This window comes from Planktothrix tepida PCC 9214, assembly GCF_900009145.1.
Lineage (GTDB): Bacteria > Cyanobacteriota > Cyanobacteriia > Cyanobacteriales > Microcoleaceae > Planktothrix > Planktothrix tepida.
The window spans coordinates 168,083-180,649 of sequence record NZ_LN889801.1 but is presented as its reverse complement, the minus strand read 5'-3'; the positions used below and the strand labels follow the sequence as shown (position 1 = coordinate 180,649).

Sequence of the window (12,567 nt, the reverse complement as noted above, 5' to 3'; positions counted from 1 at the left end):
TTCTGGCTAGATCACCTTATATTCTATCGTGTTGTAACGCAGTGTAACGTCTACTGGTTCCCTGACCTATAATTTAAGTTTGGGGCTATTCTTAATCTTGAAGACTACCGATCCTAATGATTTACAAATTTTGGCACAAAATTAGGGCAGGTGTTAATCAATGATTTTTGAGGATCAAAAGTTAACTTTAACCCGCCCCTATCAACCCTAAAAATAGGTTTTAATTCCCTAAAACGGCATTTTTAATTTCAGAAGCTTGTAAATTTTCCCCAATAAATACTAATTGGGTTTGACGAGATTCTGTTGGTTTCCAGAGACGATCATAAAAGGTTTCAATGCGATCGCCAACTCCTTGTAAAACTAACCGCATCGGTTTATGGGGAACCGAAACAAACCCTTTAATCCGGTAAATTTCCTGTTGTTTAACTATTGTTTTTAACCGTTCAATTAAGTCTTGAGGTTCAAAGTCTTGGGTTAAAATCACAGGAACTGAATTAATATTATCATCATGTTCGTGTTCTTCTTCAGTGTCATGATGACTGGGACGGGCTTCTAAATTATCCTCAACGGCTGAATTAAACCCTAAAATCACATCAGGATGAATATTTCCCTGTTGACAAGAAACAATTTTAACGCCCTCACGCAATTCTTGTTTTAACCAGGTTTCAACTTTCTGTTGAGTTTCGGCATCAACATGATCGGTTTTTGTTAATAAAATTAAATCCGCACAGGCGAGTTGATCTTCAAATAATTCTTCAATAGGGGTTTCATGATCTAAATTAGGATCAGCTTGACGTTGGGCTTCAACTGCTTCAATATCCCCCACTAACGTCCCCTTAGCAATGGCTTCACAGTCTACTACGGTTATAACACCATCAACTGTTGCACCCGTGCGAATTTCCGGCCATCGGAAGGCTTGAACTAAGGGTTTTGGTAATGCTAACCCAGAGGTTTCAATCACAATATGATCGATTTTATCTCGTCGTTTTAGAAGTTCTTGCATAGCGGGAAAAAACTCTTCCTGCACGGTACAACATAAACAACCATTGGTGAGTTCTACTAAGTTGACTTCTGGGGTTTCATCATCGCAAACTTGACAAGAACGGATCAATTCTCCATCAATACCGACTTCTCCAAATTCATTCACTAAAACGGCTATGCGACGACCTTGATTATTTTGTAATAAATGACGAATGGTGGTGGTTTTTCCACTTCCTAAAAATCCAGTAATGACGGTAACAGGAATTTTGGCAGACATAAGATTGAGTTAAAGATTAAAGGTAAAAAGTAGAGACGTTTAATTTAACATCTCTACAGCAGTAAAACTGAAATATACTTAAGGGAAATTAGCCTGTAATTGCACTAGATAAAGCAATTACCCCAATCGCTACAACAGCAAAACCTGAATATTTGATCAGGGAATATTTGCTAGTTTCTAAGGTTTGTTGGAAGGATTGAGCGAGTTTCATCGTCGCTCCCGCTATTCCCAATTGAATCAAAGTAAATCCTGCCAAATAGGAGATTAAAGGCATCATTCCTGCCCCCATAATTGATTCTCCATAGGCATAGCCATGAAATAAACCCGCTACGCTTGCTAAACTGATTAATACGGCTAGGGGTAATTGTTTTTTCAGCACTAATAAAATGCCAATGGTAATCACCGATAGGGCGATCGCCACTTCAGGAACCGGCAAATTAAAACTCATTAAATGGATTGCTGTCCCTAACATAGCAGCCCCTAGAAACCCGACAATTATCCAAATTCCACCCACAATACTAGCTGCAATTAAACCAATGGAAAGAATAAAGGCAAAGTGATCAATTCCAATGATGGGATGAGCGAGTCCTGATAAAAATCCTTCAAAAAAATTCTTCGGAATTCGACCGCCAAAGGCATGATGGGCTGTGGCAGGTTGCGCCATCAACAGTAATAATAAACTGATGCCTAAAAAAAAGACTCGATTATTATTTTGTAGCGAGAAATCCTGACAAAAACGCTGAAATGATTTGAACATCATAAACATCATCTGTACCGCGCAGATGTGTGAAAGAATAATCTGATTTCGGTGGGTATTCTGACTTAGAGATCAAGACTCTCATCACAGTTGCGGGACAGTGTTGGATTTGCGCCAAACTTTCCCCTTACTTCTAGCGACTGTTCCCCGCTAGAACCGACTCAGATCCTTGACTGTATCATAGGATTACATTTTAGTCAAAAATTTCTCCCAGTATTTAACTAGGAGAAATCTCAGAGATCCATTCAAAAAATTACCATTTTTTATACGGTAAGAATTTTCCATTCATCGTGACTTTAACCCGATCACCATTTGGATCTTCAATTTTATCCACATCTAAGGTAAAATCAATAGCGCTCATAATACCATCTCCAAATTTTTCATGAATGACACTTTTGAGGGGCATTCCATAGACTTGCATAATTTCATAAAATCGATAAATTAAGGGATCAGTTGGAATCACAGGCTCCAGTGATCCTTTTACTGGATAATCAGTCAAGGCTTCAATATATTCTGAACTTAAACCTAACGCTTCAATCAGTTTTTTGGCTTCTTCATAAGAAGCACTAGCTTGCCGATAGATAACAGCAGCAATCCAAACTTCATCGCGTCCCAATAGTTGTTCTAAATCAGAAAATGTGACTCCTTTATGTTTTTTTGCGGCTAACAATTTTTCAGTGATTTCTGAAACAGCCATGTAATCTTCCTCGTAGAATTTATAGCGTGTAGAATCATCTCAGATTATAAAATAGTTTGGGTCAATATTAACAAAAGTTTTTGATTTTTAGAAAAGGTAGGTTATCCTTATTGGGTGGGATGTTTGGGCAGGGGTTTAGGAGGAACGGGCAAGGGTCGAGTCTGAGTGGTTTGTAATTGTTTAACAACGGACAATAAACGTCTCAGATGGGGTTTAATCACCTCTTTATGTTCTTGGGTTAGTGCATCTAATCTCGTTTGAATTTGGGATAAATCTACCGAGGAAGAAGGTTGTACAGATTTTTCTTGTTGTAATTGATGAATGACATCTTGAATTTCTACAAATCGGCCTTGAAAATCCTGTTGAGTTACAGCATTATTTCTTAATTCGTAGGTAATATCCTGTAATTGTTTCAAATTTTCTTGTAACGATTCTAAATGGACAAATTCTGTTGAGGAAAAATTGTGTAATTCTTGACGAAACTGCTCCCGAACTTCTTCTAAAGCTCCAGCAATATGTTCCTGCATGGATGTTACTGACTGTCCTAAAGCGGCAACTTGTTTAGCTCGATAAACCGATTCTAAAGCGTCTGTGTTCGGATATTCTTCTAATTTTTGCTGGAGGGATTCAATTTCATTGAGGAGTTGTTGTCTCAACCCCATAACCACTTTAACCGTATTTTTTTCTAATTTTTCAACGGAATTTTGAACCTGTACAATTTCCATTTGACTTTGATGGGTTTGTTGTTCTAAACGATAGCGGTTAGCAACATTTAATGAAACTGCTAAGGTTAAGGGGGCAACGCCATAAAAGGCTTGACCGGAAAGGGCAACAACTCCAGAACCGATGGCTGAACTTGCTAGGGAGAGATACTCTAACCACTCTAACCAATGCCGTTGTTTCAACGTTGAAAAAACCGTTCTAGGAAAGATAGAGTTAGGCATTGGCATAGCGCTAGGAGTTATAGCATGGGGTCGAGAAGGATGGGCAGAAGAGGCTGGAGGAAACATAATAATCTATTTTACTGGCTAGAGTAGGACAGAGTGGCTAACTCCAGAATACAGAAATTAATCGATCAACGCACGCAAAATTTACTAAGTGATACTCGCTTCCTGAGTGCTTAACTGTTAAGATGTTGGGGTCGGACAGAATCAGTTTAACTTCTGCCGTGATTGTCTTGACTGGTCTGGATTTTAACACCTTTAACTCTTGTTTTCAATCCTCATCCCTAGAAAATGGGGTTTGTAAAAGGGTAACAAAAGACTCAAAAAACGATAATTCCTAGGAGATGAATGACCATGAAACCTAATGAACCCTTAAAATCCGATAGGTTGCGCTCAATATTGAGTCTTACAACTTTTGTGATTTTAGTGATTGGGGTTGGGTTTCTAAGTGTGAATTTTATTCTGGCTTTAATTCACAAATTATCATCAATAATTTAACGGATTTTTAGGGAATCAATTTCGACATTTGATAAGCTCGACTTTCTACAATAGGCATTTGTAATTCGCCCATTGCTTCGTCGAGTTGTTGGATTTTAGATTCGGGAACAGCATCCCATTGGGTCTGAGACTCCCAACGAATCACTAAAACAATTTCCTGTTGTTCAGCATTAACCCAAATTTCTTTTCCTAAAAACCCAGGAAACTCTTGAAGTCCGGCTGTCCAAACTTCTTCATCCCGTTGAATAAAGGCTTCCCATTTTTCAGGGGGAACTTGAAATTTTAACCACTCAATAACCATAATTTTTGGTGCTAATTTCCGATTTGGTATTCCCTCTCCTTCTCCCTATTTCCTTTAACTTTGAAAATATTGTCCTGCTAAACGCATCGCATCCGCAACATCAACATCTCCATCGCCATCTGCATCTAAAAAACTATTCAAAACTTGATTAGAACCTCCTTGAGGTTGTTGTTGATTTGTTCCGGTTTTTAGAAGGTTTAAAACTAAAGGAACAACCACTGGTAAAAGGGATTGAAGGGTTTGGGAACTAACACCCGTATGTTGAGAAATAGTTTGAATTAATTGTTGTTGCTGAGTGGGAGAAAATAACATTTGAACCGCCTGGGTACTCGGTGTTGTTCCTCCAAATTCATTGACGATATTTTGAGTCGCCTCATTTCCAAGTTGGGTTCGTTTTTCTTGTAAAGAAGACCGAACAGAACTCCCCACCATTGACATCACCATTTGACTGGTTTGAGGAGAAATACCTAATTGGTTCCCAAGCTGTTGAGCCGTATTGAGAATATTACTCATCTGAGTGCTGTTTCCGGCTTGGTTTGGATCATTGAGAGCCGTTATAATTTGATCGAATAGTCCCATAGTGTTCCTAAAGTCCTAATACAAATAAACTATCTTGAAGTTTAACTCTATTTTAACTGATCTTTCGTCAACTGCTTAAATTAAATCGATAAAAAATTTGTTATTCCTGTCCAATTTAAGGGCGGTGAAAACCAATATCCTTGTCCGGCTTCGCAACCCAAGGATTGTAAAATTTCTTTTTGAACTGGGGTTTCTATCCCTTCAGCAATAATATCTAAATTCAGGCATTTGGCTAAATTAACAATGGTTTTTGTGATTTCCAAATCTTTCCCTGGAGATTCTAAATTTTTGACAAAACTCCTATCAATTTTTAGGGTATCAATGGGTAAATTCTGTAAATAACTTAAAGAAGAATATCCGGTTCCAAAATCATCTGTAATTGATGAGAAAGAATTTCAACATCAATTAACATTCCATCTTTCTTGCGATGTTTAGATAGATTTTTTTGATCACTACTTTTAGCATTTGATGTCATCAAAAGTTTAAACGATTCAGACTCTTCAGGAGAACACAGATCTAAAATTGTCATCTTCAGAAATTCTGATTCTGAATAACCATAATGAGCGATCGCAGCTTCATTAACAGCCAAAAATTTTAACGTTTTTAGATCATAAACCCCAATAGGTTGAGGATGATTCAAAAATAAATCTCGATACCGTTTTTCGGAAAGTTGCAAACGCTGGGTTTCTTGACGAATTAAATAATAGAGGAGGAGACTGGTAATTAAGATAAAAAACCAGCCTTTAATCGTTTGAAAAACCGTAATAGAATAGGGATAATGGGCTAATAGGGCTAATAGATGATCAGAAAAAGCAATCCAAAGACCACCCGTTATTGCATAAATTAAAGTAATTTGATAGCATGGATCAATCAGTAATTTTTTCCAGAATTTCATATAAAAAACTATGCCTAAAGAGGTTGTTTATAGTTTAACCGAGTCTCCCTGAATATTTCCTGAGTCATTCCAATGAGCTAGCAGAAAACTAGAATGAATCTGAATGCTACACTGATGCAATAATTAGGAGATTACAGGTCAGGTTAACGTATTTTATAGACGAGGAAAAACATAAATGTCACGTCATCCATTCCATTTCGCTTTCCTCAGTATGACCTTAGCCACGGGGCTAGGTTTTAACTTTTCTATATTCCAACAATCTCCACAACCTCAAACCTCTCCCATTCAAGTCAGTGAAGATGTAACACCCCCACCCGATACCGACAAACCTGCCACAGAACCGAATATCACGCGAGGATATTGTTTTGATATTCCATTAATTGCCATTAAACCCAAACAGGGGACACCAACGACCTTAGCAGATACTCCTACTTTTTTATTTTATATTCCCCCTTTGAAATCCGATCAGATTTTATCTGTTCCTGAACAATCACCCTTCCTAGGAGAATTCATCATTACAGATCAAAATAAAAACACAATCTATGAAGGGAAATTGAATTTAGAAGCTCAATCTGGTTTATTGCGTATCAGTTTACCCAAATCCGTTGCTGAGTTATTTGTAGAAACGGGTAATCCTTATTCTTGGTCTTTTCAAATCACTTGTGACACGACAGGAGATTTTAGTGGAAGCACTATGATTAAAGGAAAAATCCAACGGCTTTCCACTAATCGAGAAATACAAACAAAACTTCTACAACAGATGACCGCTTATGATCGTTTTAAACTGTATCAATCCCTGGGATTAGAATATGATGCCCTGATTTTATTAGATGAATTACGTCATCAAAATCCTAATGATGCGACTTTAACAGCTACTTGGGACAATCTTTTAAAAGCGAACGGACTAGAAAGGTTAATTGGAGTTCCTTGGATTAACGTTGAAATTAATTCGATGCCAACTCAACCCCAAAATCATTAAACCCTGACTTTGAATATTTAAGGATAAGGAGATTCTGTTAACTCGATTAATCGTTGAAGAGTAGTTACTGTCTCCCGATGAATGGGTGCGAACCATTCTACATTGACAATCATGACATCGAGAGTATAAGCATCTGGATTTAAGTAAACTCCAGCCGCACGGTTTTGATCTAATTCCACCATCCAATACTCTACCCCATCCACCAGATGTAATTTCCCGCGTTTATCTAACTCTAAAAGAGCATAATCCTTGGGAGTCGCCCAATTCGCATCCACCATCAACCGAGCTTGAGCAATTCGATGTTCGAGATCTTCGGTTTTCCATTGATTTTGTTGAGCAATTCTACAAAGTTGTTCCAACTCAATCTCACCAAATTTAGTGGATAAGGGAATGGGTTTGAGTGAACCCGTCGCGCTCACAAAGGTTTGACTAGATTTGACAACCACGATCATTCTTGTGTTTCTCTCTAAGGGACTATCCTGATTTGTATTGTTAATAATCGCGGTATTATCCCCAACTGTCAGTGATACCACTAGGGTTTCCCCGTGATGCTCTTATCGTCATCTCCGTGAGAATACGCACGATGGCGTTTGACTGAATTAACATCTCAAAAGTGATATGGATCACAACTAGCCCGGTCAGAAGATAAGGGGTTTGACAAGACTAAACCTTATAACAAGAGTCATAACCGACTGTTCTCTTTTAAATTATTACAATCTATTTGGGATTGCTATATGATCAAAAATAATTACCTATAAATTTAAAAATATAGAAAAATTAATTAATCTTAATAAAAAAATGATAATAATATTCCAGGAAAATAATAAAAGTTTAAAAATGAGTTCTTCGGTGCTTCCTATCCGCAAGTTTAAGTTTAAAACTGTTGCATAATCGCCAATTGATATAATTCCCGCGACTCCTGCTTAACCTTCCCTGACATTGCTGCTAACTGCAAATTGGCAAAGGCATTAATATCATCTGTACCATAATGGGTAGTTTGTAGCATTTGTCTTAATTTGTTTTCGGTATGAAGGCTAAGATAGCCGGTAGACATCACTTCTTGAACAACATCACGAATACAAGTCATTGCAATATTCTCCTGGTAAAAGCCATCACAATATTTAGTATCAGGGATTTCCACAAAACCTGGGGTGATCCTGATACCTTTACTGTACTGATTTCTACGGAAACAATAGGGTGATGAGGAACAAAGGTTAATTGTGATCTACATCATCTTAGGAATGTGATCTCTCACAACTTAACGCTACAGCCACTCCATACTCGATACCGCATTGTTAGACTGAGGTTGGCGTCCCCCAACTCCTAATTGTTCTTCAGACCAATGGGAATAATCCGATAATAAATTATGAACTAATCGGTGCCTAACCGTCATCAGCACGCTTTTTAATAATCCATTTCCGGTTGTTTCTAAAATAGGTTGGGGCGTTAACCATAAAGGGGGAGGAAGTTCAACTTTTACTTCTAAATCCGCTTGACCTTTTAAATGGGTAATTCCTTGTAATTGAACTGGATAGAGTTTCCCCACTAAATTCAGGGAAAACCGTTGATTAATATACTCAATTCCTCGAATTTCACAGCCAACGGATTTTAAGTTAAGAATTCCATCGGACTGTATCCAGACTTTCAAGTCTACCGTCGGTTGTAAACTGAACATCATGAACTGCAAAGGACGCATTTTTAAGCGGTAAATCTCCTCTCCCAAGTGATCCAAACGAGTCGGATCAACTAACGCCTTCACCAAACGTTTCGGTTGACGTAGATAATGGTGAATCAAATTGGGCTTGGGTACAGCCATTTCAACAGTTTGAGAAGCTTGAAAGTGGGTATACATAAAAAATTATTAAAGTCTACAAATTTTGAAATTTATCTTAATAAAATTTAAGAAATTTTCAAACAATTTTCATCCATCGCAAGTCAGGATCAAACCGGGTCGCTGATGATTCACGAAAGCCATGAAATCGGTAAACCTCATGAAATCGGTGAAATCCCTAAAATCCGTAATCTTTTCATGATAAGGGTAACATTGATGAGATTAATGTAAATAATTGTAACGTAATCTAGCAAAATGTAACTGAAGTGGAGGAACCCTCAAAACAATTTCTATCTTGGGGGTTAATTCCATCCTTGGCGATTAATTTATATCTACGGAAGTGAAATTATGACCGTTTCCATTGCCCATCTTGGCCCATCGGGGACTTATGCGGAAGCCGCCGCCTTAGCTTATGCCCAATCTTTGACCCAAAATACCGGGGAAGAAGTGATGTTATGTCCCTGTTCGAGTATTAGTCAAACCCTATGGACAGTTGCCAAAGGAGATGCCCAGATTGGGGTTGTTCCGGTGGAGAATTCCATTGAAGGCAGTGTTAGTATGACGTTGGATACATTATGGCAAATTGGTTCCCTACAAATTCAACAAGCCTTAATTCTTCCCATCGCCCATGCGTTGATTTCCCAAGCCCAAAACTTTGAGCAAATTCAAGTGGTTTATTCCCATCCCCAAGCCTTAGCCCAGTGTCAAGGATGGTTAGAAAAATCCCTCCCCGATGTGCCATTAATTGCTAAAAATTCAACAACAGAAGCCTTACAATTGGTCAGGGATGAAACTCATGTCGCTGCGATCGCGTCTTTACGAGCAGCAGAATTATATCAACTTCCCGTTCTTGCCCATCCTATTAACGATTATTCCGATAATTGTACCCGTTTTTGGGTCGTCAGTTTACAACCTTCAGGGCCGGGAAAATATACGTCTTTAGGCTTTAGTGTTCCGGCGAATGTTCCGGGTGCATTAGCTAAACCCTTAACTATTTTTGCGGAACGAGGTATTAATTTAAGCCGAATAGAATCCCGTCCTAGTAAGCGTTCCCTAGGAGATTATCTATTTTTTATGGATTTAGAAGCGGATAGCCATGAGCAATCCGTACAATCCGCTTTAGCAGAATTAAGATCCTTCACAGAAACCCTCAAAATTTTTGGAAGTTATACCCTATTAAACCTGAATTAATCTCGATTCGGAAACGGGTCAATTTCTCTTGTAGGATGGGTGAGAATCCAGGTTGAGGGGAGAAAAAATTTCCCCCTGTTCTCCGCCACCCTACTGACACCCTACTGAGTTTTTAAGGTTCTATGGATATTTTTTTGAGTAGCATTCCCAGTATTCCTGATTTGACCCATCCGAATGAATTAATTGAATTGGCATCAGGAATAATGAAAGGATTAACCCACTTTGCCATTTTTTTAACAGCAATGGGTGTGATTTTATCTTTGATGAATTGGTCAGTCAAGAAACGAGGGGAGGGGATTTCAGTTCCTCTTCTGAGAACCGCCTTAGAACAATATGTGAAATGGCTGCAAATGTTACCCCATTTTATTTTAATTGTTCTGGTGATCACCAGTGGATTTTTTCTCTGTTCTACCTTAGCCAATCGTTATCATAATTGGGAACAACAACAGATTACTCAAATTGCCACTACCGTTGCGGGAGAACGTTTAGAACAAACCGCACCTCGCATTCGCTATGACATTGAAGAACCCTTCACCGATTATCGATATGTTGAGGGTAAAACCATTGAAGTTAAAAGTACCCGTATTGTATCTCGTTGGATGACCTTAGCGGGATCAAAAATTGAGGTTAAAATCAATCAAACGACCAGTCCCGATACCAAACAATGGATTTATAGTGTGGATTTCGTGGGAAACTATGAAGTTAAAAATCAACTCAAAGGCATCTCAGAATTTTTCTTTGAAGTTCCGCCTCCCTATGGTTATTTATTATTACAGGATTTTCAAGTTGAACAAAATGGCAAACCCTTAGTTCAAGTCAACCCTGGAGATTATGGATTTCCGTTTAAATTAGCACCGGGAGAAACCACAAATTTTAAAGTTAGCTATCAAGCTCAAGGCGCTCCCCGATGGGTTTATCAACCGGGGGATCAATTATTATCGAATTTTCAGTTAAATGTTTTAGCCCAGTTTGCGAATGCTGAATTTGCAGGCGCAGTCCCAACTGTTACAAAAGAAGCAGGAGAAAATCGACAACTTTCTTGGGTTTATGAAGGCAATATTTCTGTTAAAAATCCATTAGGGGTCTTTACGGCAACTTCCCCAGTTCGGAATACAGGCGTGATCCCACGATTATTATTATTAGCACCAGGAATATTTTTATGGTGGATTATTTTACTGTATCTCTCTTTACCCTTAACCTTGCGAGATATTATGATCATTGCAGGCTTGTTTTTTGCCTGTTTATTAACTTTAACCTATAGCAGTCGCTTCATTGATGCGAAACTGGCGTGGATGTTGATATCTCCCTTATTACTTTTTGCAGTTTGGGGACTCGGAAAAAACCGTCAAGCCGCTTGGGTGACAATGATTTGTACCATTTCTGGGGCTATATTACCGATTTTTGGTTTATTAGTTCCCTATAGTGGGATAACGTTAAGTCTAGCGGGATTATTATCAGGAATTTGGTTAGCGGTACAACATTGGTATAAGTTAGGGCCAGGGAAATCTTAACGGTTACTCAGAAACCGGGTTTCTTGCTATTATCTCTGGCTGAGAAACCGGGTTTCTTGGATTAGATCGGTTGCACTACTCGATCAGAAAAGATTTCTGCTAATACCTGAAGATAGGGACAAAAGACGGCGAAATTTTGAGGAAGCAAACGTTTTTCTAATTCCTCGGATAGCTCACTCAACATATCCTGAATTAACTTCCAACTAATATGGAGTCTAGGATATAAAATTACACACATGGGAAATAATTCCTGTTGGATTGGGTATAAACTATTCTGTAAGACGCACCAGCATAAATAAATTTGGAATAACTCAATATCGCGAGTAGCAGAGTATTGAAGGAGATGATTTTTCAGATCCCCGCTAATACTGCGATACCCTAGATTCAAATCATACACTTTATGATAAGTATGATGAGCAACGGTTGTGAAGATGGAAAGTAACTGTTGAACCGCAATTAAAGCGGGAGAATCTGGTTGATGTTGGGCGGCTAAATCATTCACTTCCCCTAACGGAGAATATAAATAATCCTCTAACGTTTTAAAGTAGAGAAAGAAAACCGTTCTTTCCTTCATCGACATCCACTCCAACAACATTCGCCCCATATAATGAAACTGCAATTGGAGTAAAACTAACATCAAGGGTTCTGCTTGAGAGTATTTACGACGCAGTTTGATCGTCTCTCGCCCTAGGGATACCGATAGGCGGAAGGGGTATTCATATTGAGCAAAAACTTCCAAGGCTTGATGATACAGTTTAGATACATCTTGAATCAGGGTAGCTGCCTGTTTTAATTCTAGTTTATTGACCGGATAGCGATTCCAGTCAATCCCTAAAATGGCTCCAACTTTATTCCATGCTAATGTTCCTAAAAGGCTCAAGTTTTTCATGAGCTCTGCCACGATGCGAGAACGATCCTCATCAAATTCAGTAACATCAACTTCCTGATCGTCTAAAAAAAGATGAGTTGAACTGCGATGGCTATGAGCAGCAGCTTTTGCATAATATTTCTGCGCCCATCGAACAGCCGTCAATGTCATTTCAGTTCTATCTAGGGAATTAGATAGAGGGTTCAGTTGTTCTGGAGATTGGGAGAACATCATAAAAGTTTGCGTCCTTGGTAGTCA

General features: G+C 38.5%; 15 protein-coding genes and 1 riboswitch. Of the genes, 3 read left to right on the top strand and 12 right to left on the bottom strand.

The features are described from left to right. Positions 1-220 precede the first annotated feature (220 nt). The 8 genes from cobW to PL9214_RS13575 form a co-directional block, all read right to left on the bottom strand. The gene (cobW, locus tag PL9214_RS13610; protein WP_072719343.1) at positions 221-1,258 is read right to left on the bottom strand and encodes a cobalamin biosynthesis protein CobW; all 1,038 of its coding nucleotides are present in this window, start codon (positions 1,256-1,258) and stop codon (positions 221-223) included. Between the two features lie 88 nt (positions 1,259-1,346). Beyond that, positions 1,347-2,018 carry a HupE/UreJ family protein gene (locus PL9214_RS13605; RefSeq protein ID WP_186440361.1) on the bottom strand — a complete coding sequence of 224 codons (672 nt, stop codon included), beginning with the start codon at positions 2,016-2,018 and terminating at the stop codon, positions 1,347-1,349. A gap of 30 nt (positions 2,019-2,048) precedes the next feature. Beyond that, a riboswitch (cobalamin riboswitch) is annotated at positions 2,049-2,190 on the bottom strand. A 78-nt stretch (positions 2,191-2,268) separates the two neighbouring features. Continuing rightward, the gene (gene cynS / locus PL9214_RS13600) at positions 2,269-2,712 is read right to left on the bottom strand and encodes a cyanase (protein ID WP_072719341.1); all 444 of its coding nucleotides are present in this window, start codon (positions 2,710-2,712) and stop codon (positions 2,269-2,271) included. Positions 2,713-2,819: 107 nt separating this feature from the next. Next, positions 2,820-3,722 carry a hypothetical protein gene (locus PL9214_RS13595; RefSeq protein WP_139295051.1) on the bottom strand — a complete coding sequence of 301 codons (903 nt, stop codon included), beginning with the start codon at positions 3,720-3,722 and terminating at the stop codon, positions 2,820-2,822. A 439-nt stretch (positions 3,723-4,161) separates the two neighbouring features. Beyond that, on the bottom strand, positions 4,162-4,455 hold the full coding sequence (locus tag PL9214_RS13590) for a TIGR03792 family protein (protein ID WP_072719339.1): 294 nt from the start codon (positions 4,453-4,455) through the stop codon (positions 4,162-4,164). 54 nt (positions 4,456-4,509) lie between these two features. Further along, a complete protein-coding gene (locus tag PL9214_RS13585) occupies positions 4,510-5,034 on the bottom strand; it encodes a DUF937 domain-containing protein (RefSeq protein ID WP_072719338.1) in 525 nt (174 codons plus the stop codon). Between the two features lie 80 nt (positions 5,035-5,114). Then, positions 5,115-5,357, bottom strand: coding sequence for an EAL domain-containing protein (locus PL9214_RS30085; RefSeq protein WP_245824250.1), 243 nt, complete (start codon positions 5,355-5,357; stop codon positions 5,115-5,117). A gap of 20 nt (positions 5,358-5,377) precedes the next feature. Next, positions 5,378-5,929: a PAS domain S-box protein gene (locus PL9214_RS13575; RefSeq protein WP_072719336.1), complete on the bottom strand. Its 552-nt coding sequence runs from the start codon at positions 5,927-5,929 to the stop codon at positions 5,378-5,380. Between the two features lie 175 nt (positions 5,930-6,104). Between PL9214_RS13575 and PL9214_RS13570 the strand changes: the two genes are divergently transcribed. Continuing rightward, positions 6,105-6,908 (top strand): DUF928 domain-containing protein, encoded by an 804-nt coding sequence (locus PL9214_RS13570; protein ID WP_083580007.1) that lies wholly within the window; start codon positions 6,105-6,107, stop codon positions 6,906-6,908. Between the two features lie 17 nt (positions 6,909-6,925). Here PL9214_RS13570 and PL9214_RS13565 read toward each other — a convergent pair whose 3' ends face one another. The 3 genes from PL9214_RS13565 to PL9214_RS13555 all read right to left on the bottom strand — a co-directional run bounded on the left by PL9214_RS13565 (position 6,926) and on the right by PL9214_RS13555 (position 8,760). Beyond that, on the bottom strand, positions 6,926-7,441 hold the full coding sequence (locus PL9214_RS13565; RefSeq protein WP_245824244.1) for a hypothetical protein: 516 nt from the start codon (positions 7,439-7,441) through the stop codon (positions 6,926-6,928). A 341-nt stretch (positions 7,442-7,782) separates the two neighbouring features. After that, positions 7,783-7,995, bottom strand: a complete 213-nt coding sequence (locus tag PL9214_RS13560) for a hypothetical protein (RefSeq protein WP_072719334.1) — start codon at positions 7,993-7,995, stop codon at positions 7,783-7,785. A gap of 177 nt (positions 7,996-8,172) precedes the next feature. Then, positions 8,173-8,760 carry a DUF1997 domain-containing protein gene (locus PL9214_RS13555; RefSeq protein ID WP_072719333.1) on the bottom strand — a complete coding sequence of 196 codons (588 nt, stop codon included), beginning with the start codon at positions 8,758-8,760 and terminating at the stop codon, positions 8,173-8,175. A 327-nt stretch (positions 8,761-9,087) separates the two neighbouring features. On the opposite strand from PL9214_RS13555, the gene pheA reads away from it, so the two are divergent. Then, the gene (gene pheA / locus PL9214_RS13550; RefSeq protein ID WP_072719332.1) at positions 9,088-9,930 is read left to right on the top strand and encodes a prephenate dehydratase; all 843 of its coding nucleotides are present in this window, start codon (positions 9,088-9,090) and stop codon (positions 9,928-9,930) included. A gap of 122 nt (positions 9,931-10,052) precedes the next feature. After that, positions 10,053-11,441, top strand: coding sequence for a hypothetical protein (locus PL9214_RS13545; protein ID WP_072719331.1), 1,389 nt, complete (start codon positions 10,053-10,055; stop codon positions 11,439-11,441). A 61-nt stretch (positions 11,442-11,502) separates the two neighbouring features. Here PL9214_RS13545 and PL9214_RS13540 read toward each other — a convergent pair whose 3' ends face one another. Then, complete coding sequence (locus PL9214_RS13540) at positions 11,503-12,543, bottom strand: hypothetical protein (protein ID WP_072719330.1); 1,041 nt, start codon at positions 12,541-12,543, stop codon at positions 11,503-11,505. Between the last annotated feature and the right edge of the window lie 24 nt (positions 12,544-12,567).